Raw genomic sequence first — 22,099 nt, 5'->3', positions numbered from 1 at the left:
GCCCGGCGATTGCCGGGCTTTTTCATGGGCGCCCTGATTGCCATGCCAGAAATCCCGGAACCCAACGGTAACTATTCACCACACAAACGCCAGGAGGAATAAACCTCCTGAATCAATGTGGAGAATGACAATGGATCCTATTTCAACGGCCGCGGGTGCAGTGCCAATGTTATCCGGTCTTCTTGAGAAGGGAATGGACCTGGCGAAAAGCGCACTGGACTTGACGGGCAAACTCGTAGACATAGCGGGTGAACAGTCAAAGGTCGGAGGGGAAGAGCAACAGCCAGAGGGTAAGATCAATTTTTGAGAGCGTCGCCAAACAGAGGGCGGATCTGTTCCGCCTTCTTCTTCTCTGCCCGACGTCCAGCCCACGCCCGGCCCTTTGCCCACGCCTCAAACGTCCTGACATAAGCGGGTATCCCTCCACGTTTATCCAGCCCCCCTCAATTAATCTCAAGCCCGAATGTCCCTTTGACTGCCATCACCAGATTGCCAATACTCATGGCATATTGACGGCCACCCGCATGAGACAAGGAATGCCCCTTTGAAGCTGGAACTCAAGAACAGCTTGTCGGTGAAGTTGCTACGGGTTGTGCTGCTGTCGGCATTGATCGTGGGTGTGGCGCTGAGCGTGGCGCAGATCGTTTTTGATGCCTACAAAACGCGCCAGGCCGTGGCGGGCGATGCCCAGCGCATCCTCGACATGTTTCGCGACCCCTCGACCCAGGCCGTGTACAGCCTGGATCGCGAGATGGGCATGCAGGTGATCGAAGGTCTGTTCCAGGACGACGCTGTGCGCATGGCTTCCATCGGGCACCCCAACGAGACCATGCTGGCGGAAAAAAGCCGTCCTTTACAGCAGTCGCCCAGCCGCTGGTTGACCGACCTGATTCTTGGCCAGGAACGCTCCTTTACTACTGCGTTGGTGGGCAAGGGCCCCTACAGCGAATATTACGGCGACCTGAGCATCACCCTCGACACCGCCACCTATGGTCGAAGTTTTCTGGTCAGCTCGGTCATCATCTTTATCTCGGGCGTATTGCGCGCCCTGGTCATGGGGCTGGTGCTGTACCTGGTGTATCACTGGATGCTCACCAAACCGCTGTCGCGGATGATCGAGCACCTGACCTCGATCAACCCGGACCGCCCCAGCGAGCACAAGATCCCTCAGCTCAAGGGCCACGAACGCAACGAACTGGGGCAGTGGATAAACACCGCCAACCAATTGCTCGAATCCATCGAGCGCAATACCCACCTGCGCCACGAGGCCGAATCGAGCCTGTTGCGCATGGCCCAATACGACTTCCTGACCGGCCTGCCGAACCGCCAGAAGTTGCAGGCGCAACTGGACAAAATCCTCACGGACGCCGGCCGCCGGCAACGCCGTGTCGCGGTGTTGTGCGTGGGGCTGGATGATTTCAAGAGCGTCAACGAGCAATTCACCTACCAGGCCGGCGACAAACTCTTGTTGGCGCTGGCTGATCGCTTGCGCGCCCATAGTGGCCACCTGGGCACGCTCGCCCGCCTGGGCGGCGACCAGTTCGCCCTGGTGCAAGCCGATATCGACCAGCCCTACGAAGCCGCCGAACTGGCGCAAAGCATCCTTGATGACCTGGAAGCAGAGTTCGCCCTTGAGCATGACCTGATCCGCCTGCGCGCCACCATCGGCATCACGCTGTTCCCGGAAGATGGCGACAGCACCGAGAAGTTGCTCCAGAAAGCCGAGCAGACCATGACCCTGGCCAAGAGCCGCTCGCGCAACCGCTATCAGTTTTATATCGCCAGCGTCGACAGCGAAATGCGCCGGCGTCGTGAACTGGAGAAAGACTTGCGAGACGCCTTGGGCCGCGAGCAGTTTCACTTGGTGTACCAACCACAAATCAGCTATCTCGACCATCACGTGGTCGGTGTGGAAGCCCTGCTGCGCTGGCAACACCCGGAACATGGGCTGGTACCGCCGGACTTGTTCATTCCTTTGGCGGAACAGAACGGCACCATCATTCCCATCGGCGAATGGGTGCTGGACCAGGCGTGTCGGCAACTGCGCGAATGGCATGACCAGGGTTTCACCGCGCTGCGCATGGCCGTCAACCTGTCCACCGTGCAACTGCACCACACCGAGTTGCCGCGGGTGGTCAACAACCTGATGCAGATCTATCGCCTGCCGCCCCGCAGCCTGGAGCTGGAAGTGACCGAGACCGGCCTGATGGAAGACATCAGCACCGCCGCCCAGCACCTGCTGAGCCTGCGTCGCTCCGGCGCGCTGATCGCCATTGATGACTTCGGCACCGGCTACTCATCCCTGAGTTACCTCAAGAGCCTGCCCCTGGACAAGATCAAGATCGACAAGAGCTTCGTCCAGGACCTGCAGGACGACGACGATGACGCCACCATCGTGCGCGCCATTATCCAATTGGGCAAAAGCCTGGGCATGCAGGTGATTGCCGAAGGCGTGGAGACTGCCGAACAGGAGGCCTACATCATCTCCGAGGGGTGCCATGAGGGGCAGGGTTATCACTACAGCAAACCGCTGCAGGCCCGGGAGTTGACGGCTTATCTGAAGCAGTCCGAGCGCAATAACGCCTTGAGTCTTTGAATTTACACTTCGATACTCAATATTTCCCGCGTATAAGCCTTTACACAAAATGCAAATCTTTCGCATTATGTCGCAGCGTTTGCGCTCCCCGCGCGCCCTTTCAACAACCGAAGCAGGATGTTCGCCATGATTCGTATGCCCCTGGCCACCGCCAGTCTGCTGGCCATTGCCATTTCTCTCGCCGGTTGCGGCGAAGGTAAAGACAAGGCCGCCGCGCCCCAGGCACCCGCTGCCGCCAGCACTACCGCACCGGCGGCTGCCCCGGCTGGCCAGGTCGACGAAGCGGCCGCCAAGGCCGTGGTCGCGCACTACGCAGACATGGTGTTTGCGGTGTACAGCGATGCCGAATCCACCGCAAAAACCCTGCAGACCGCAATCGATACCTTCCTCGCCAACCCGAACGACGAAACCCTGAAAGCGGCCCGTACCGCCTGGATCGCCGCACGCGTACCCTACCTGCAGAGCGAAGTATTCCGCTTCGGCAACACCATCATCGACGACTGGGAAGGCCAGGTGAACGCCTGGCCCCTGGACGAAGGCCTGATCGACTACGTCGACAAGTCCTACGAGCACGCGCTGGGCAACCCAGGTGCGAACGCCAATATCATCGCCAATAACGAGATCCAGGTCGGCGAAGACAAGGTCGACGTCAAGGAGATCACTCCGGAAAAACTCGCCAGCCTCAATGAACTGGGCGGTTCCGAAGCGAACGTCGCCACCGGCTACCACGCCATCGAATTCCTGCTGTGGGGCCAGGACCTCAACGGCACCGGCCCAGGCGCGGGCAACCGCCCGGCATCGGACTACATGACCGGTGACGGTGCAACCGGCGGCCACAACGAGCGTCGCCGCACCTACCTGCGCGCCGTCACCCAACTGCTGGTCAGCGACCTGCAGGAAATGGTCGGCAACTGGAAGCCCAACGTCGAAGACAACTACCGCGCCACCCTGGAGTCGGAACCGGGCACCGACGGCTTGCGTAAAATGCTGTTCGGCATGGGCAGCCTGTCCCTGGGCGAGCTCGCCGGGGAGCGCATGAAAGTGTCCCTGGAAGCCAACTCGCCGGAAGACGAGCAGGACTGCTTCAGCGACAACACCCATTACTCGCATTTCTACGACGCCAAGGGCATCCGTAACGTCTACCTGGGCGAATACACCCGTGTTGACGGCACCAAGCTGACCGGCGCCAGCCTGTCGTCTCTGGTGGCCAAGGTCGACCCGGCAGCCGACGCAGCCCTCAAGGCTGACCTGGCAGCCACCGAAGCGAAGATCCAGGTGATGGTTGACCACGCCAACAACGGCGAGCACTACGACCAGTTGATCGCCGCTGACAATGAAAAGGGCAACCAGATCGTGCGTGACTCGATTGCCGCCCTGGTCAAGCAGACCGGCTCGATCGAAGCCGCTGCTGGCAAGCTGGGCATCAGCGACCTGAACCCGGACAGCGCTGATCACGAGTTCTGATCAAGCGCAGTTGAAAGAGGCGACCTGCGGGTCGCCTTTTTCATGCGCGCAATAACTGCCGCCGTTATACCTGTGGGAGCTGGCTTGCCTGCTCCCACATTGGATTGCGGGGCGTCAGGTGGATATCCGCCGGCTGGCAAGCCAGCTCCCACAGGGGTTCTCCATCAACCGGCTGCCCTTGGTTTACAAGACCTGCACCGCAGGTAGAATGGCGCCTCTGCCCAATCACCCGAGCGAACTTCATGGCGTTGCCGACCCTGCGCATCATCGGTTTCATCATCGGCATCTTCCTGATCACCCTTGCGGTCGCCATGGTGATCCCGATGGCGACCCTGGTGATCTTCGAACGCACCAGCGACCTGCCCTCGTTCCTGTGGGCCAGCCTGATCACCTTTATCGCCGGGTTGGCGTTGGTCATTCCTGGCCGCCCCGAGCACGTGCACCTGCGCCCCAGGGACATGTACCTGCTGACGGTCAGCAGTTGGGTGGTGGTGTGCATCTTCGCCGCCCTGCCCTTTTTGCTGACCCAGCACATCAGCTACACCGACTCGTTCTTTGAAAGCATGTCCGGCATCACCGCCACCGGCTCCACCGTGTTGAGCGGCCTGGACAGCATGTCGCCGGGCATTTTGATGTGGCGTTCGTTGCTGCACTGGCTCGGCGGTATCGGCTTTATCGGCATGGCGGTGGCGATCCTGCCGCTGCTGCGCATTGGTGGCATGCGCCTGTTCCAGACCGAATCCTCGGACCGCTCGGAAAAGGTCATGCCTCGTTCACACATGGTGGCGCGCCTGATCGTGGCGGCGTATGTGGGCATCACCATCTTCGGCAGCCTAGCCTTCTGGTGGGCCGGAATGGGCGTGTTCGATGCGATCAACCATGCGATGTCGGCGATTTCCACGGGTGGGTTTTCCACCTCGGACGAGTCCCTGGCCCATTGGAAACAACCGGCGGTGCACTGGGTCGCGGTGGTGGTAATGATCCTTGGCAGCTTGCCGTTCGCCCTGTACGTGGCCACTTTGCGCGGTAACCGTCGAGCGCTGATCAAGGACCAGCAGGTGCAAGGCTTGCTCGGCCTGTTGCTGGTGACCTGGCTGGTACTCGGCACCTGGTACTGGTGGACCACCAACCTGCATTGGCTCGATGCCTTGCGCCATGTTGCGCTGAACGTGACGTCTGTGGTGACCACCACCGGCTTTGCACTGGGGGACTACAGCCTGTGGGGCAACTTCTCACTGATGCTGTTTTTCTACCTGGGCTTTATCGGCGGCTGCTCGGGCTCCACCGCAGGCGGTATCAAGATCTTCCGTTTCCAGGTGGCCTACATCCTGCTCAAAGCCAACTTGAATCAGTTGATCCATCCCCGCGCGGTGATCAAGCAGAAGTACAACGGCCATCGCCTCGATGAGGAGATCGTGCGCTCGATTCTGACTTTTTCGTTTTTCTTCGCCATTACCATCTGCATGATCGCCCTGGCCCTGTCACTGCTGGGCGTGGACTGGATGACCGCATTGACCGGCGCCGCCAGTACCGTTTCCGGCGTCGGCCCCGGCCTGGGCGAAACCATCGGCCCGGCCGGCAACTTCGCCACCCTGCCGGATGCCGCCAAGTGGATCCTGTCCCTGGGCATGTTGTTGGGACGCCTGGAGATCATCACCGTGTTTGTGTTGTGCATTCCGGCGTTCTGGCGTCACTGACGGTCGACATTTGCTGCAACCGCGCCCGGTATTCGCCGGGCGTGGCATCGAACCAGCGGCGAAACGCGCGGAAAAAGTTGCTCGGGTCGGCAAACCCCAACAGGTAGGCGATTTCCAGCAAGGTCATGCTGGGTTGTGCCAGGTACTGCTCGGCCAGTTCGCGCCGGGTGTCATCAAGCAAGGCCTGGAAACTGGTGCCCTCCTCCTGCAAACGCCGCTGCAAGGTGCGCTGGGACAGGTGCAGCGTCTGGGCCACCGCTTCGCGCTTGGGCTCGCCCTGAGGCAACAGGCGGCACAGCACCTGACGCGCCTTATGGGTCACGCGGCTTTCGGAAAAACGTGCCAGGTATTCACCGGCAAAGCGATCATGCAACAGCGCCATGGCTTCGTTGGCCGTGGGCAGCGGCGCCTCCATGTCAGCCTGCTCGAAAATCAGCGCGTCATAGGGTGCATTGAATTGCAAAGGCGCATGAAAGGCCTGTTGGTAGGGCGCCAGGTCCGCTGGCTGCTCGCCTTGCAGCAGCACTTTGCGGGGCTGCAGGGTGCGCCCGGTGAGCCAGCCACACAGGGCCAGGGCGCTGGCCAGCGAGGCTTCGGCGCTTTGACGGGTGGGCGGCAGGTGATCGCCATGCACCGTCAGAATCAACGCATAGCCTTCGGGTAACAGTCGAAAACTCAAATCAGCGCTTTCGGCGATGATGCGCTGGTAGCGCACCAATCGCATAAAGCCTTCGGCCAGGGTGTTGCTGGACATCAACGCATAACCGGCAACGTGAAACGAGGCCGGGCGCACCACCTTGCCCATGTTCAGGCCAATCGCCGGGTTACCCGACACCTCTACCGCGCGTTGCCACAGGCGGGTCATGGCGTCTTGCGGGAAGCGCGCATCGGGATCACTGAGGGCCGCATAATCCAGGCCCAGTTGCTTGAACAAGGCACGGCAATCCAGGCCATCCATTTCCAGCGCCTTGACAATGCCCATCGCCCAGCTTGCAGAAGTTGTTCGTTCGCTCATGGCGTCTTCTTGTTGAAAGCAGGCTCAAACGGCAGCCAGGAAGCCAAGGATACTAAAGTGGCATCTATTGTCACTGGCTGTTACCACTGATCACTCTAGACTCAAATAAACTCCCCGCCGCACACCCGTTGGCGGCACAACAACCAGAGGGCCGGTGACCGTGGAAAACATCAAGAAATACAACAGTTTTGCCGAGTTCTACCCGTACTACTTGGCCGAGCATGGCAACAGCACCTGCCGACGCCTGCACTTTATCGGCACCACCCTGGTAATAGGCATTCTCGCGTACGCCATCGGCAGAGGCTCATTGGTTCTGCTACTGGCGTTGCCCCTGGCGGGCTACAGCTTTGCCTGGATTGGCCACTTCTTCTTCGAAAAGAACCGCCCCGCCACCTTTCAGCACCCGTTCTACAGCTTGCTGGGGGATTTTGTGATGTACCGCGACATGATTCTGGGCAAGGTGCCGTTCTAGGGGTGTGACCTCATGTCACTTGCGTCTGAACCATTAAAATTGTGCATACGTCGAGATAAAAGTCTTTTTGTCATTTACGGTGCTGTATCCTGCCAAGGCTTTTTGAGAGCGCGGAATCACCTGCGATTGAAAAAACAGACCTTGCGAGGAGCGACCACGATGCACGAGATACCTAATCTCCCCTTCCCAAGCCTGCACCCAACTGAGCAGCCAACACCGCAGCAGGCCAGCGACAAGCAGCCTGAGGCCAAAGAAGCAAAACCAGTCGAGCGCGAAAGCCGAGACTGACGCCGTACCAGACCGTGTGGAAAGCGCGCCTTTGAGCGCTTTCCACACTGCCTGAATCATCCGAGACCGTCACTATGACCACTTCCCCTTCCGACACGCCGGATGCCGCTGTACTCGACGCTGCCTTGCAGATGGTCGAAGTCTGGAACCGCCTCAGTGCCGACAAGCAAGCAGCACTGCTCAAGCGCTTTGGCACCCAGGAAAACGCTTTGGCTGCCCTGGTGACCACTCAATTGCTGGCCCCCACCCAAGCTTGATCGGCTTTAGAGCTGACGTTTTACATTTTTGCCGCCCTGCCCGGCCTGCGCGCCGGTATCATTAGCAGCCTATCTTTACCTGCTGCGACAGTGGATCCCTCCCATGCCAGATACCCAGCGCCCCATGGCGGTCACGCTGCAAGTTGTTTCCATCGTGCTGTTTACCTTCATCGGCTATTTGAATATCGGCATCCCCCTGGCCGTATTACCGGGCTATGTTCATAGCCAGCTGGGCTATGGCGCCGTCATCGCCGGGCTGGTGATCAGCGTGCAATACCTGGCAACCCTGCTGAGCCGCCCCTATGCCGGTAAGATCATCGACAATCTGGGCAGCAAGCGCGCCGTGATGCTCGGCTTGGTGGGCTGCGGTTTGAGTGGCGTGTTCATGTTGTTTGCGGCGTGGTTTTCCAGCCTGCCGGCTATGAGCCTCGGCTGCCTGCTGGTCGGGCGGCTGGTGCTGGGCAGCGCTGAAAGCCTGGTGGGTTCGGGCGCGATTGGCTGGGGCATTGGCCGTGTCGGCGCGGCGAACACGGCCAAGGTTATTTCCTGGAACGGCATCGCCAGCTACGGCGCGCTGGCGGTCGGTGCGCCGCTGGGGGTGCTGCTGGTCAGCCATTTTGGGCTGTGGAGCATGGGCGTCAGCATCATTCTGTTGGCCGTGCTGGGTGTGCTGTTGGCCTGGAAAAAACAAGCGGCGCCGATTGTGCCCGGCATCCGTTTGCCGTTCATGAACGTGCTGGGCCGCGTGCTGCCCCATGGTTGCGCGCTAGCGCTGGGCTCCATCGGCTTTGGCACCATCGCCACCTTTATCACGTTGTATTACAGCACCCAGCACTGGGATAACGCGGTGTGGGCCTTGAGCCTGTTCGGTGCCAGTTTTATCGGCGCACGCTTGCTGTTTGGCAATTTGATCAACCGCATTGGCGGTTTTCGCGTCGCAATCGCCTGCCTGTCAGTGGAAGTGCTGGGCCTGCTGTTGCTGTGGCTGGCGCCGGATGCCCAACTGGCGTTGGCGGGTGCGGCGTTGAGCGGTTTCGGCTTTTCCCTGGTGTTCCCGGCGCTGGGGGTAGAGGCGGTCAACCTGGTGCCAGCCTCCAGCCGAGGTTCGGCGGTGGGCGCCTATTCGCTGTTTATTGACTTGTCCCTGGGCATCACCGGGCCGCTGGCGGGCGCCGTGGCGGCAGGTTTTGGCTTTGCCTCAATCTTCCTGTTCGCCGCCCTCGCAGCTTTCGCCGGTTTGCTGCTGAGCGTCTACCTGTACCGCCAGGCGCCCAAGGCCCGCGAAACACGCGACGCCTAGAAGTCGACCTTGCCGCGCCCGGCCTTGATGCTGCCGCGCTTGGTCTTGGACTCCAGGCGGCGTTTCTTCGAGCCCAGGGTAGGCTTGGTCGGACGGCGTTTTTTCTCGACCTTGGTGGCGCTCTGGATCAACTCCACCAGGCGCTCCAGCGCATCGGCGCGGTTCTGCTCCTGGGTGCGATATTGCTGGGCCTTGAGCACCAGCACGCCTTCGCTGGTGATCCGGCTGTCACGCAGCGCCAGCAGGCGCTCCTTGTAAAACTCCGGCAACGACGAGGCCGGAATATCAAACCGCAGGTGCACCGCACTCGACACTTTATTGACGTTCTGCCCACCGGCACCCTGGGCACGAATGGCGGTCAGCTCGATCTCGGCGTCGGGCAGGTGCACATTGTTGGAAATTTCCAGCATCAATCAAAACCTTAGGCAACGGACAAGCCCAACTCGGACAACAATATCGACGCCTGGGCTTTGGAAATCACGGCGCCTTTGAACAGTTTGGCATCATTGAGACGAAAACCGCTCAAATCTGCACCGCGCAAGTCGGCACCCGCAAAATTAGCGCCGTTGATGCGGGCATGTGCGAGGCTGCAGTCGACCAGTTCAGCCTTGCGAAAGTCCGTATCCGACAAGTCGCTGTCGGAAAAATCCAGATTCTTGAGCACACTTCGAGCAAACGACAACCCGGATAAAAAGGCACTGTTGAGCAGGGTTTCGCTGAAGCTCAGCCCCAGTGACGCGCAATGGGTGAAATTGGCGCCCGTCAGCTTGCACTGGGTAAAAGTCGCCTGGGACAGTTTGCTGCGCTGCCAACGAGTGTTGTTCAGATCGCAACTGTGGAATTGCGCCTCGAGCAGGTTGGCCGCTTCGAAAATGGCGAGGCTGGCTCGGCAGTTTTTCCACTGAGTCCCTTCCAGTCGAGAACCGAGAAACGAGGTCTGGACCAGTGTGCAGCGCTCGAACACCCAGTTGTCCAGTGCCATGCGCGACAGGTCGACGCCACTTAAATCTACTCCGATCAAGCGCAAAGGGCCGCTGTGCCGGTCTATCAAGTCTTCCAGCTCATCGCGCTGCAAGGCGCTATCGGCGACGTCGGTGTATTGCATCGGGGCCTCCGGGCATGCGGAAAAAAGAGGGGGCGATTCTAACCTGCCATACCCACAAAAAACCCGGCAGGGCGCCGGGTTTTCTGCAAGGGGAAAAGTCCTACTCCAGAACCGGACCCGTTGCGCCAATAGCCGGCCGCGCCGTGCGCTTGTTCTTGATCCAGTAACATACTGCCATGAACGCTACCCACACCGGGATCGCATATACCGACACCTGAATCCCCGGCATCATCAGCATGATCACCAGGATAAACACCACGAACGCCAAGCAGATGTAGTTTCCATACGGATACCACAACGCCTTGAACAGCGGCACCTGGCCGGTGCGGTTCATGTGCTGGCGGAACTTGACGTGGGAGAAACTGATCATCGCCCAGTTGATAACCAACGTGGCCACCACCAGCGACATCAGCAGTTCCAGCGCGTCATGGGGCATCAGGTAGTTCATCAGCACCGCCACCAGGGTGATCGCCGCCGAGGCCAGGATCGAACGCACCGGCACGCCGCGCTTGTCGATCTTCGCCAGGGCCCTGGGCGCGTCGCCCTGCTCGGCCATGCCCAAGAGCATGCGGCTGTTGCAGTAGGTACCGCTGTTGTACACCGACAGCGCGGCGGTCAGCACCACGAAGTTGAGGATATGCGCGGCGGTGTTACTGCCCAGCATCGAGAACACCTGCACGAACGGGCTACCGCTGTAGGCATCGCCGGAGGCGTTGAGGGTCGCCAGCAGGCTGTCCCACGGTGTGAGCGACAGCAGCACCACCAGGGCACCGATGTAGAAAATCAGGATGCGGTAGATCACCTGATTGATCGCCTTGGGGATAACAGTACGTGGCTGGTCGGCTTCGGCAGCAGTAAAGCCGAGCATTTCCAGGCCGCCGAAGGAGAACATGATAATCGCCATGGCCATCACCAAGCCGCCGACGCCATGGGGGAAGAAACCACCATGCTCCCACAGGTTGCTGACCGAGGCTTGCGGGCCGCCGCTGCCGCTGACCAGCAGGTAGCTGCCCAAGGCAATCATGCCGACGATCGCCACTACCTTGATGATGGCGAACCAGAACTCGGCTTCACCGAAGACTTTGACGTTGGCCAGGTTGATCGCGTTGATCAGCACGAAGAAGGCCGCCGCAGAGACCCAGGTCGGAATCTCCGGCCACCAGTAATGCACGTACTTGCCGACGGCCGTCAGCTCCGACATACCCACCAGAATGTACAGAATCCAGCAGTTCCAGCCCGACAGAAAACCGGCGAAACCGCCCCAGTACTTGTGGGCAAAATGGCTGAAGGAGCCGGCGACGGGCTCCTCGACGATCATTTCGCCAAGCTGGCGCATGATCATGAAGGCGATAAAGCCGCAGATGGCATAGCCCAGGATCATCGACGGGCCGGCGGATTTGAGCACCCCGGCCGAGCCCAGGAACAGGCCGGTGCCGATGGCGCCACCGAGGGCGATCAACTGGATATGCCGATTTTTCAGGCCGCGTTTCAGCTCGCCTGAAGAGGAATGGGGTCCACTCATGAAAAGGGTCTCACGCAAGGTTTGAAGAGTTGAATGCAGGTTGCTGCCTTGAATTACCGACTCAAGCAGCGCCGCTCAAACCCCAGCGCAGGCACCAGGAGTACAGCTTCTTTCTAACGGTCATGCGTCACCTGTTTGTTTTTATCTGTGACGAAATCGAACCCGTCCGGCTCGTGGCCAGGCGGAGTGATCAGGGGGATCAAACCCTGAGGTCTTGGCCTTTTGCGTGGGTACGCAAGGGGGGTCACAGTAAAACGCGGCGCATTGTACACCGCTCGACAGCTTCGGCACGCACCGGGAAAGTGCACAGGCAATTCTGTCAGCTAATGCTTACATCGGCGCGCCCCCCAACAACGGCAGGGCAGTTACGTAAATCTATCGTTACACCACGGAAATCCTGCGTTACAGCCAGACTTTGGCAGCCCTCAACGGAATTCTGTCGGAAGGCCACGTCTGAAGAATCGCTTCAGCCAATTTACTGTTTTGCCTGAATAAAAAAAATCCGCCAAAAAACAGAAGAAAAAATCCAAATGAAACCGTGTCAATAAATTTTTTGCATTTCGAAACACTCTCTTCTAGGTTCTTTCCACTTGCCCGCGAAGCCCGTGGGTGAGCCGTTCTCAATCAACGTCCTCTAGGAGATACACCATGCAAGCACTGGAAAACGACCTGGAAACCGAACTGCAACTCGACGATTGGTTTGAAGCGCCGACCCATGAGGCCGCCGTTGAAATGATGCAAGCCGATGCCGTTGTGCCTTTTGGCACCGCGATGTGGCCTTTCTAATAACCGGCAGGCATCCGGCAGGCGCTGTGCACGGCGCCTGCCCCCTTACCCAAGGCACCGAAGGACACCCGTCATGGACAAGGCCCGCGCCGTCGAACATTTTCTCTACTACCTTGCTCACCACCCGGCCCTCAACGCTCTGAATCGCCCCACCGTGTTGCTGGGCCATACCGAGCGCTATGAAGCCATCGCCCAGGCGATCACCCACGGCAGCGCCGCCCGCTTCAACTTCCAACTGCAACGCCTGGACCTGGCGCCCAGCGACACCCTGGCACAAGCCATTCAAACCTGTGACCTGTACCTGTTTCTCTACGATTCCTCCACGCTGCCCAACCCACGCGCCGAAGGCCCTGACTTTATCCGCGCTCTGCAAGGCGTGATGGCCGAGCACTGGAAGAAATCCCTGCTGTTCAAGGATTACGGCGACTATTTTTACGACACCTTCAGCGTCGAGCCCCAACGCATCGCCGACCTCAACGCCACACTGATCCGGCGCATGGCCCAGGCCAACGTGCTGAGTTTTACCGACAAACACGGTTCGCGCCTGGAAGCGCCGATGAGCAGCATCAAGAAGTGGACCAATATCAACGGCGTCGGCAACCACGACCTGGCGCCCGGCGAAATCGCCACCCACAGCGAAGCCATCAACGGCCAGGTGCGGTTTGTCGGCACCTTCCTCAGTACCATCCCCTTTGCACGCAAATATGGCGTGCTGCAATCCCCGTTGGAGTTATGGATCGAGAACTCCACCGTTTGCAGCGTGGCCAGCGAAGTGCCGGGGCTGGCAGATGACTTCAACAAGTACCTGAATGCCAACCCGTCCAACCGTCGCGTGGAGGAGTTGGGGATTGGCACCAATGAAGGGGTCAAGGACCTGTATGCGCGCAATGCCGGGTTTGAAGAGCGTCACTGCGGGCTGCACCTGGGCTTGGGTGGCGGGCAGAAAGGCAGTCATCACCTGGACCTGATCTTTGCCAGTGGGGTGTTGGCGCTGGATGACAAGCCGGTATTTGATGGCGCCTTTGCCTTTTAAAAGACCGTCAGACGTGTAGAGATCCCTGTGGGAGCCGGGCTTGCCCTAATGCCAGTCAGTTAAGAGCTAGAGCAGACAACCAGTGACTTGTGGCGAGGGAGCTTGCTCCCGCTGGACTGCGTAGCAGTCCCTTTTTTGGGGCCGCTTCGCGCCCCAGCGGGAGCAAGCTCCCTCGCCACAGTTACCGATTCTGTCTTAACTGACTGGCAAGCCCGGCTCCCACATTGTTGCGCGGTGCGCTACCACCGTCTCTCGTCAGTTAAGCGCCGCAGCCCCCACTCTTTGGGCCTTGCGACGGCTCGCCACCACCAACCCCGCCAATACCACCAGCAAGCTCAGAACCCCGGTGGCGATGATCTCGACCCGGTGTGCTTCCTGGAACAACATGATGGTCAACGTACCGACGATGAACACCATCACCGCGTACGTCAGGCCTGGGAACAGCCACATCTTGAAGACGATCTTCTCGCCCGCTGCCGCACGCTTCTGGCGCATGCGCAGTTGCGACACCGCAATCACCAGGTACACCAGCAACGCAATGGCGCCGGAGCTGGCCAGCAGGAATTCGAACACCGCCGCCGGAGCGACGTAGTTGGCGAATACCGCCAGGAACGCGGCGCCGGTAGACAGCAACACCGCCCAGTAAGGCGTGCCGCTCTTGTTGGTGCGCTTGGCCACGGCCGGTGCGTCACCGCGACGGCCCAGGGAGAACAGCATGCGCGACGCGGTGTACAGCGCCGAGTTGAGGCAGCTGGTCACGGCAACCAGCACCACCAGGTCGACAATCAGCTTGGCGTTCGGAATGCCCATGCGCTCCAGCACGGTCTGGTAGGAACCTACGGCAGCCAAGGTCGGATCGTTCCAAGGCACCAGGGACACCACGATGAAGATCGACAACAGGTAGAACAAACCAATCCGCCAGATCACCGAGTTGGTGGCCTTGGTGATTTGCTGGCCCGGGTTCTTCGATTCGGCTGCGGCGATGGTGACAATCTCGGTGCCCATGAACGAGAACATGGTGGTCAGGATCGCCGCCAATACGGCACCCATGCCGTTGGGCATGAACCCTTGGGTATCGAACAGGTGCGAAACACCGCTGACCTGGCTGGTGGGCAAGAAGCCGAAGATCGCGGCCAGGCCGAGGGTCACAAAGCCCACGATCGCCACGACCTTGATCAGCGCAAACCAGAACTCAAACTCGCCGTAGTTCTTCACGCTGAACAAGTTGGTTGCGGTGAGCAGCAAGGTAATGACCAGGGTGAACACCCAGATCGCCACGTCGGGGAACCAGGCGTGCAGGATGGTCGCCGCCGCGTTGGCTTCCAGTGGAATCACCAGCACCCAGAACCACCAGTAGAGCCAGCCAATGGTGAAACCGGCCCAGTGGCCGATTGCCCGGTCGGCATAGGTAGAGAACGAACCGGTATCCGGTGACGCAACGGCCATCTCGGCCAGCATGCGCATCACCAGGACTACCAGCGTACCGGCGGCTGCATAGGCCAACAGCACAGCCGGGCCGGCAGCAGCGATCGCATGGCCGGAGCCGACAAACAAACCGGCGCCGATGACACCGGCAATCGACAGCATGGTGACGTGACGCGGTTTGAGCCCCTGTTCGAGGTCATTGGAGCTTTGCGTACTACTCATTGACACACCTTTGCGAGGAATTGCGAAAACGGTTCGCCCGGCTTGCAGCCTTTCTCGTGAAAAGAATCCAACAGGGCGTTCTTTATTTTTTACGCAAGATTTGCGCCAAAATATTTCAGAACCACAGTTGGCGGGGGCTGTAGGACAATTCACTACTCATCGCAAGTCATTGAGAACAATGGCATTCCGCTATAGCGTTACCGTGCGACTCACATTCGTGGCATTGCGACGCACCAAAAACACACACAAAAATTACGTGACGCCCCATAACCGGGCTGATATGGACCGTTTGCCCGGTTAACCCTTCCAACACCCGGCCAAAGCTGGCACCATCGCGCCCTTTTTTACGCGAAGCCTGTGGATCTTTCCGGGTCAAACGTCTGTAGGTTGTTGATGGCGCGACACACTGCTGCGCCGATGCGACACCCTGCCGCAGACCACCGGTTAACCGTCCGCAGCGCTGTTGGCTGTCATCCAAACGCTATGCTAGCTTGGCGCCTCGCCAGGAAGGCGGCCCAACAGCGAAGATCGCAACGAACACAATGAGGACCGCACATGGCCGAGGCCACGCCCGCGCTTGAAATCCGCAACTTGCATAAACGCTATGGTGAGCTTGAGGTACTCAAAGGTATCTCGCTGACCGCTCGCGACGGCGATGTGATCTCGATCCTGGGTTCCTCCGGTTCCGGCAAGTCCACCTTCCTGCGCTGCATCAACCTGCTGGAAAACCCGCACCAGGGCCAGATCCTAGTGGCCGGCGAAGAACTCAAGCTAAAGGCCGCGAAAAACGGCGAACTGATGGCCGCCGACGGCAAGCAGATCAACCGTCTGCGCAGCGAAATCGGGTTTGTGTTTCAAAACTTTAACCTGTGGCCGCACATGAGCATCCTCGACAACATCATCGAGGCTCCTCGGCGCGTGCTCGGCCAGAGCAAGGCCGAAGCGATAGAAGTGGCCGAGGCCCTGCTGGCCAAGGTTGGTATCGCCGACAAGCGCCACGCCTACCCTGCGCAACTCTCTGGCGGCCAACAACAACGCGCAGCGATTGCGCGTACCCTGGCGATGCAGCCTAAAGTCATCCTGTTCGACGAACCGACGTCGGCGCTTGACCCGGAAATGGTCCAGGAAGTACTTAATGTGATCCGCGCGCTGGCCGAAGAAGGCCGCACCATGCTGCTGGTCACCCACGAAATGGGCTTCGCCCGCCAGGTATCCAGCGAAGTGGTGTTTTTGCACCAGGGCCTGGTCGAAGAGCAAGGATCGCCACAGCAGGTATTTGAAAACCCGCTTTCGGCGCGCTGCAAACAATTCATGTCCAGCAACCGCTAACGGAGCAACATGCATGCAGACCTATAAGAAATTCCTTCTGGCCGCGGCCGTCTCGATGGCATTCAGCGCCACGGCCATGGCAGAAACCTTGAAGATGGGGATCGAAGCGGCCTACCCGCCGTTCAACAATAAAGACGCCAGCGGCAACGTTGTCGGCTTCGACAAGGACATCGGCGACGCCCTGTGCGCCAAGATGAAAGTCGAGAAGTGCGAAGTGTATGTGTCCGACTGGGACGGCATCATCCCTGCCCTGAACGCCAAGAAGTTCGACTTCCTGGTGTCCTCGCTGTCGATCACCGACGAGCGCAAGCAGGCGGTTGACTTCACCGACCCGTACTACTCCAACAAGCTGCAGTTCATTGCGCCCAAAGCCACTGCGGATTTCAAGACCGACGCCACTTACCTCAAAGGCAAGGTGATCGGTGCACAGCGCGCAACGCTGGCCGGTACCTATCTGGAAGACAAGCTGCCGGACACCGAAGCCAAGCTCTACGACACGCAGGAAAACGCCTACCTCGACCTGACCTCCGGTCGCCTCGACGGCATCCTGGCTGACAAGTACGTGCAGTACGAATGGCTCAAGAGCAAAGACGGTTCGGCCTATGAATTCAAAGGCGACCCGGTGGTAGAAAGCGACAAGATTGGTATCGCCGTACGCAAAGGCGACCCGCTGCGCGAGCGCCTGAACAAAGCCCTGGCAGAGATCAAGGCAGACGGCACCTACAAGAAGATCAACGACAAGTACTTCCCGTTCAGCATCGAATGATCTGAACGGCCTGCCCGGCGCGCTCCTGCGAGCGCGCTGGCTTTTAGCAATGCCTGCCGCGATATGAAAACACCATGAATTTCGATCTCTACGGATTCGGCCCGGCCCTTGCCGCCGGCGCGCTGATGACCGTCAAACTGGCGCTCACGGCCCTGTGCCTGGGGCTGGTGCTCGGCCTTGCCGGCGCCTTGGCCAAGACCTCCCCGTACAAGCCACTGCAATGGCTGGGCGGTGCGTATTCGACCATCGTTCGCGGTATTCCCGAATTACTGTGGGTGCTGCTGATTTACTTTGGCACCGTCAACCTGATGCGTGCGCTCGGTGAGTTCTTCGGCAACCCCGACCTGTCGCTGAGTGCCTTCGCCGCCGGCGTCATCGCCCTGGGCCTGTGCTTCGGCGCCTATGCAACGGAAGTGTTCCGCGGCGCGATCCTCGCCATTCCCAAGGGCCACCGCGAAGCCGGTGTGGCGTTGGGGCTGTCGAAGTTTCGGATTTTCACCCGGCTGATCATGCCGCAGATGTGGCGCATCGCCCTGCCGGGCCTGGGTAACCTGTTCATGATCCTGATGAAAGACACCGCGCTGGTGTCGGTGATCGGCCTGGAAGAAATCATGCGCCACGCGCAGATCGGCGTGACCGTGACCAAGCAACCCTTCACCTTCTTCATGGTCGCCGCCTTCATGTACCTGGGCCTGACCGTACTGGCGATGACCAGCATGCACTTCCTGGAAAAACGCGCCGCCCGCGGCTTTGCGAGGAGCACCCAATGAGCGGCGACTACAGCTGGCTATCGCACTTTGACCTGGGCCTGAACTGGGCCGTGATCATCAAGTGGCTGCCGAAGTTGGCCCAGGGCGCAACCCTGACCCTGGAGCTGGTGGCAATCGCCGTGATCGCCGGCCTGCTGCTGGCGATCCCTCTGGGCATCGCCCGCTCTTCGCGCCGCTGGTACGTGAGCGCCCTGCCCTACGGCTATATTTTCTTCTTCCGTGGCACGCCGCTGCTGGTGCAGTTGTTCCTGGTGTATTACGGCCTGGCGCAGTTCGACGCCGTGCGCAACAGCTTCATGTGGCCGTACCTGCGCGACCCGTTCTGGTGCGCCACCGCCACCATGACCCTGCACACCGCCGCCTACATTGCCGAGATCCTGCGCGGTGCGATCCAGGCCATTCCGCCGGGCGAAATCGAAGCAGCGCGGGCCCTGGGCATGTCCAAGCCCAAGACGCTGTTCTACATTATCCTGCCACGCGCCTCGCGCATCGGCCTGCCGGCCTACAGCAACGAAGTGATCCTGATGCTCAAGGCCAGCGCCCTGGCCAGTACCGTGACCCTGCTGGAACTGACCGGCATGGCGCGCACCATCATTGCCCGCACTTACCTGCCGGTGGAGATTTTCTTCGCCGCAGGGTTGTTCTACCTGCTGATGGCCTACGTGCTGGTGCGCGGCTTCAAACTGCTGGAAAAATGGCTGCGCGTCGATGCATGCCAAGGACGTTGAGGCACGCTTCCAGGCACTGGATGCATTCCTGACCGAACACCAAGAGCTGTGGCGACCACGGCCCTTTACTCAGTTGCAGTTGCCCTGGGAAACCGAGCATCCCGAGTTATCCCAGTGGCTGCGCAAGCGTTCGCTGGCCGAAGCTGAAGCCAGTCACAACCAACCCCACGACCTGCCCGCGCCCGCACCTTTTCCACAGCTGGCCGCTCACGCGCTGCGCCTCGCTACTGTGGATAAGTTACCCACGCACACCCTTGAGCCCGCTCGCCATCGTTTGAATGTCGACGTGCCAGGGCGCAAATGGCAACAGATCGAAGCCTTCGGCGCCGCGCTGACCTTTACCCAAACGCCTGCCCACTGGCTGGACTGGTGCGCCGGCAAAGGCCACCTAGGCCGCCGCCTGCTGCAACCCGGCCAACGGTTGACTTGCCTGGAATATGACCCCGCCCTGATTGCGTCCGGCCAAGCCTTGAGTGATCGCCACGACCTGCCCGCAACCCATCATCTGCAAGACGTGATGGCGGATGTCGCGATCCAGCCCGAACACACGCCGGTCGCCCTGCATGCCTGCGGCGACCTGCATGTGCGCCTGCTACAACTGGCCAGCGCCGCCGGCTGCAAACAACTGGCCCTGGCGCCCTGCTGCTACAACCGCATCACCGCCGACCGTTATCAACCCCTCTCCGCCGCCGGGCGTGCCTCCTTGCTGCAACTGTCGATTGAGGACCTGGGCCTGCCACTGAGCGAAACCGTCACCGCCGGCAACCGTGTACGCCAACAACGGGACACATCCATGGCCCGCCGCCTGGGCTTTGACCAACTGCAACGGCAACTGCGTGGCTGCGACGACTACCTGCCAACACCTTCCCTGCCCGCCAGTTGGCTGGATAAACCCTTTGCCGACTATTGCCAGGAACTGGCAAGCCTCAAGGGCTTATCCACAGGCGAGCAGAACTGGCCGGCCCTGGAAGCCCACGGCTGGCAACGCCTGGCCGAGGTGCGTAACCTTGAGTTAGTGAGAGGCTTGTTTCGACGCCCATTGGAACTGTGGTTGGTATTGGACCGGGCACTGTTCATGGTGGAACAGGGCTACAACGTCGAGGTCGGCAGCTTCTGCGAACCATCGTTGACCCCTCGCAACCTGATGGTGCTGGCCGAGCGCGAATAAAGGGCAAAAAATCCTACAAGCGCCCTGTGGATAACTCTGTTGATAAATACTTTGCAGAGGCCCTAGATATCGGCACTTCACACCCAAAGCCGGCCTGGTCATTTTTTGTTCACAAAATAAAGTGCACACAAAACAGGCAGTTGCAGCGTGCTGAGAACTGCTGCACAAAATGGCTGTTTCGTGACACCCGTTACCAACCGATTGTGCATAAGCATCTGGCGCCACGCGCATAACGGGCGCTTTATGCGGTCTGTTTTGGCGCCTTCAGCCACAGGCAAACCTCGTTGATATCATCACTGGCCAGCCGTTTCGCCACGTTATCCAGCGGGTCGGATGAGTAGGCCAACGCCTCGTTGATGGCCATATCGCGATGAACTTCCAACGGGTCTTTGCCCAAGCAATGCTTGAACGCCTCGACCATGTCCAGGCTGAAGGGGTTGCTCTCATCCACCTGGTTAATCACCACCTGCACAACCGGCGGGCGCTCGCCCTCAAGGTGCGGAGCGAGCAGCAGGTCCAGATGATCCAGGGTCCCAAGGCAAGCAGCGTCCGCCTGCACGATGACCAGCACCACATCGGCAACGCTCAACGCTTGATGGAAATAGACGTTATTACCCGCAGGCGTATCGATGATCACCGTGTGCCGCTCGCTGAGCCCCAGGCCTCCAAGACGCTGCGCCAGCCAACCGGGCTCCTGCTTGAGCCAGCGCTCGAGGCTTTCCTGCTGCTGGATATCGATATCGCCGAAGGTCATCACCTGGCAACCGGCAAAGCCCAACTGCTGCAAGGGCGCCCATTGCCCATGCTCCAGACTGGTGCGGCCGATTCCGGGCAAGGTGGAACTGACCCCAAAGTGATGATGCAAGGCATTCTGCGGGTCCAGGTCCAGCGCCACCACCGACTCGCCCAGGCGCTGCAACCCACTGCTCAAGGCCGTGACCAGCGTGCTGCGGCCCACACCGCCATTGATAGACACCAACGCCACTATTTTAGGGCGCAGCTCCGGGGCATTGAGGGGCTGTTGGTAAATACTTTCGTCAGGAACACTGCCGAAAAAGTGCATTCTTGCATTGATGCCGTCGGCATCATGGGTAACGTCTTTGCCAAACAACGCCAGAATTTCTTTGCTTAGGCTCATAGCCTGCTCCTCACGACGCAGCTTAAAGACGTGAAGGTCAGCAAGTGCGGGCACTTGCCGCAGGTCTTTTTATAGGCGCCCTTGTTGGGGGCATTCTGTGACAAAGGGTTTGAAGTGTCATTATTTTGCTGTTTTTATGCTCGGCCTTTTAGATGGACGGTAGATAGTCAATTTAATGGCTTTTCAGCATGTGTTTTTCCACAGGCTTGCAACCTGTGAAAACGTGCTCAAGACAGCCTAATCGCAAGAAACCTCAGACTTTGCAAAAATAGTCAGAATTCAGGGGTTTACAGAACCTTTCCAATCGCTATAATCGTCGCCCTAACACGCCGGTATAGCTCAGTTGGTAGAGCAACTGACTTGTAATCAGTAGGTCCCGGGTTCGACTCCTGGTGCCGGCACCATACAAGGTTCCAAAGAAAGCTTTCAAAATCTCTGGAACCCCCGAAAAACCCGCCTTCTGGCGGGTTTTTTCGTTTTGACATTCCGTCGGATTCCGCCAAAATCTTATGGATACCAGCCGAAAACCACCTCGATTTTCACGGGCAATCGTCCGCCCTGCCCGCCCCATCCTTCATCAGCAGGCCTGCACACAAATCAGCGACGAACTGGGGCATGGTCGTCTCGACGTGGTATCGGCTTATAACGATGATCGAGCACGAGCAAAACAGTCGACATGGCGCTGTTCCTGGCGGATCTTCTCACCGGGTCGCATGCCATTCGTGAACGTCACCTACGCCAAGCAAAGATCATTCAAGCGGAGATCTCTAATCGCTTGCACAAAGATAATCCATGGACCTGGCAGCGAAAGCATCTCGCATGGTTTCTAAACCGTCACGTGAGCCAGCACGCTGAATCGACGCGCTATTACTGGCTACTGACCGCGCATTTGCTCACTCTTCGCTTAGGAAAATTCAACCTATAGATGAAGGTCAAAAACCGGTCAGAAGCAGGCTGATGGTGTAAGTGGTTCAATTGACGTGTGAGGTTGTTTGGCTACTCGCTCGAAGTCATTGAA

20 protein-coding genes and 1 tRNA gene are annotated in these 22,099 nt (G+C 59.4%); 15 read left to right on the top strand and 6 right to left on the bottom strand.

What is annotated here, in order from left to right; all coding sequences use genetic code 11:
- Positions 1-544 precede the first annotated feature (544 nt).
- The 3 genes from GIV26_RS11540 (at position 545) to GIV26_RS11530 (ending at position 5,757) form a co-directional block, all read left to right on the top strand.
- The gene (locus GIV26_RS11540; RefSeq protein ID WP_236280567.1) at positions 545-2,596 is read left to right on the top strand and encodes a putative bifunctional diguanylate cyclase/phosphodiesterase; all 2,052 of its coding nucleotides are present in this window, start codon (positions 545-547) and stop codon (positions 2,594-2,596) included.
- A 126-nt stretch (positions 2,597-2,722) separates the two neighbouring features.
- Complete coding sequence (locus GIV26_RS11535) at positions 2,723-4,060, top strand: imelysin family protein (protein ID WP_236280564.1); 1,338 nt, start codon at positions 2,723-2,725, stop codon at positions 4,058-4,060.
- Positions 4,061-4,302: 242 nt separating this feature from the next.
- Positions 4,303-5,757, top strand: coding sequence for a TrkH family potassium uptake protein (locus GIV26_RS11530; RefSeq protein ID WP_003193780.1), 1,455 nt, complete (start codon positions 4,303-4,305; stop codon positions 5,755-5,757).
- On the opposite strand, the gene GIV26_RS11525 is transcribed toward GIV26_RS11530, so the two are convergent.
- Positions 5,714-6,772 carry an AraC family transcriptional regulator gene (locus tag GIV26_RS11525; RefSeq protein ID WP_096144820.1) on the bottom strand — a complete coding sequence of 353 codons (1,059 nt, stop codon included), beginning with the start codon at positions 6,770-6,772 and terminating at the stop codon, positions 5,714-5,716. The two genes, GIV26_RS11530 and GIV26_RS11525, sit on opposite strands and share 44 nt — an antisense overlap.
- Before the next feature lie 160 nt (positions 6,773-6,932).
- On the opposite strand from GIV26_RS11525, the gene GIV26_RS11520 reads away from it, so the two are divergent.
- The 3 genes from GIV26_RS11520 (at position 6,933) to GIV26_RS11510 (ending at position 9,089) form a co-directional block, all read left to right on the top strand.
- The gene (locus GIV26_RS11520) at positions 6,933-7,244 is read left to right on the top strand and encodes a DUF962 domain-containing protein (protein ID WP_060763606.1); all 312 of its coding nucleotides are present in this window, start codon (positions 6,933-6,935) and stop codon (positions 7,242-7,244) included.
- Between the two features lie 362 nt (positions 7,245-7,606).
- Positions 7,607-7,789 (top strand): hypothetical protein, encoded by a 183-nt coding sequence (locus GIV26_RS11515; RefSeq protein WP_014719677.1) that lies wholly within the window; start codon positions 7,607-7,609, stop codon positions 7,787-7,789.
- 103 nt (positions 7,790-7,892) lie between these two features.
- On the top strand, positions 7,893-9,089 hold the full coding sequence (locus GIV26_RS11510; RefSeq protein WP_236280561.1) for an MFS transporter: 1,197 nt from the start codon (positions 7,893-7,895) through the stop codon (positions 9,087-9,089).
- On the opposite strand, the gene arfB is transcribed toward GIV26_RS11510, so the two are convergent.
- From arfB to GIV26_RS11495, 3 genes are all read right to left on the bottom strand, one after another.
- Complete coding sequence (gene arfB / locus GIV26_RS11505; RefSeq protein WP_034128536.1) at positions 9,086-9,499, bottom strand: alternative ribosome rescue aminoacyl-tRNA hydrolase ArfB; 414 nt, start codon at positions 9,497-9,499, stop codon at positions 9,086-9,088. The two genes, GIV26_RS11510 and arfB, sit on opposite strands and share 4 nt — an antisense overlap.
- Before the next feature lie 11 nt (positions 9,500-9,510).
- A complete protein-coding gene (locus GIV26_RS11500) occupies positions 9,511-10,194 on the bottom strand; it encodes a pentapeptide repeat-containing protein (RefSeq protein WP_054918208.1) in 684 nt (227 codons plus the stop codon).
- A gap of 100 nt (positions 10,195-10,294) precedes the next feature.
- Complete coding sequence (locus tag GIV26_RS11495) at positions 10,295-11,716, bottom strand: amino acid permease (RefSeq protein ID WP_072448466.1); 1,422 nt, start codon at positions 11,714-11,716, stop codon at positions 10,295-10,297.
- Between the two features lie 648 nt (positions 11,717-12,364).
- On the opposite strand from GIV26_RS11495, the gene GIV26_RS11490 reads away from it, so the two are divergent.
- A complete protein-coding gene (locus tag GIV26_RS11490; RefSeq protein WP_003175756.1) occupies positions 12,365-12,502 on the top strand; it encodes a hypothetical protein in 138 nt (45 codons plus the stop codon).
- A 73-nt stretch (positions 12,503-12,575) separates the two neighbouring features.
- Positions 12,576-13,535 (top strand): leucyl aminopeptidase, encoded by a 960-nt coding sequence (locus tag GIV26_RS11485; RefSeq protein WP_236280559.1) that lies wholly within the window; start codon positions 12,576-12,578, stop codon positions 13,533-13,535.
- Positions 13,536-13,790: 255 nt separating this feature from the next.
- On the opposite strand, the gene gabP is transcribed toward GIV26_RS11485, so the two are convergent.
- Complete coding sequence (gabP, locus tag GIV26_RS11480; RefSeq protein ID WP_236280556.1) at positions 13,791-15,182, bottom strand: GABA permease; 1,392 nt, start codon at positions 15,180-15,182, stop codon at positions 13,791-13,793.
- Positions 15,183-15,737: 555 nt separating this feature from the next.
- Here gabP and GIV26_RS11475 point away from each other — a divergent pair.
- From GIV26_RS11475 to GIV26_RS11455, 5 genes are all read left to right on the top strand, one after another.
- Entirely contained in the window at positions 15,738-16,511 is a 774-nt protein-coding gene (locus GIV26_RS11475; RefSeq protein ID WP_010213906.1) for an ABC transporter ATP-binding protein, read from the top strand.
- A gap of 13 nt (positions 16,512-16,524) precedes the next feature.
- Entirely contained in the window at positions 16,525-17,277 is a 753-nt protein-coding gene (locus tag GIV26_RS11470; protein WP_014716503.1) for an ABC transporter substrate-binding protein, read from the top strand.
- A 74-nt stretch (positions 17,278-17,351) separates the two neighbouring features.
- Positions 17,352-18,047 (top strand): ABC transporter permease, encoded by a 696-nt coding sequence (locus tag GIV26_RS11465; protein WP_005783890.1) that lies wholly within the window; start codon positions 17,352-17,354, stop codon positions 18,045-18,047.
- 38 nt (positions 18,048-18,085) lie between these two features.
- Entirely contained in the window at positions 18,086-18,775 is a 690-nt protein-coding gene (locus tag GIV26_RS11460) for an ABC transporter permease (RefSeq protein ID WP_032803763.1), read from the top strand.
- Positions 18,756-19,943, top strand: coding sequence for a methyltransferase (locus GIV26_RS11455; protein ID WP_236280553.1), 1,188 nt, complete (start codon positions 18,756-18,758; stop codon positions 19,941-19,943). The genes GIV26_RS11460 and GIV26_RS11455 overlap by 20 nt, the downstream gene beginning before the upstream one ends.
- A 241-nt stretch (positions 19,944-20,184) precedes the next feature.
- Here GIV26_RS11455 and bcsQ read toward each other — a convergent pair whose 3' ends face one another.
- Positions 20,185-21,081 carry a cellulose biosynthesis protein BcsQ gene (gene bcsQ / locus GIV26_RS11450; protein WP_198790464.1) on the bottom strand — a complete coding sequence of 299 codons (897 nt, stop codon included), beginning with the start codon at positions 21,079-21,081 and terminating at the stop codon, positions 20,185-20,187.
- Positions 21,082-21,409: 328 nt separating this feature from the next.
- Here bcsQ and GIV26_RS11445 point away from each other — a divergent pair.
- Positions 21,410-21,485: transfer RNA gene (locus GIV26_RS11445), tRNA-Thr, on the top strand.
- 272 nt (positions 21,486-21,757) lie between these two features.
- Positions 21,758-22,006 carry a hypothetical protein gene (locus tag GIV26_RS11440; RefSeq protein WP_236280550.1) on the top strand — a complete coding sequence of 83 codons (249 nt, stop codon included), beginning with the start codon at positions 21,758-21,760 and terminating at the stop codon, positions 22,004-22,006.
- Positions 22,007-22,099 lie beyond the last annotated feature (93 nt).

Origin of the sequence: Pseudomonas sp. PA-1-3F (assembly GCF_021609665.1) — a bacterium.
Taxonomy (GTDB): Bacteria; Pseudomonadota; Gammaproteobacteria; order Pseudomonadales; family Pseudomonadaceae; genus Aquipseudomonas; species Aquipseudomonas paracarnis.
The sequence above is the reverse complement of the archived record's forward strand: the minus strand, read 5'-3'. Positions and strand labels throughout refer to the sequence as shown.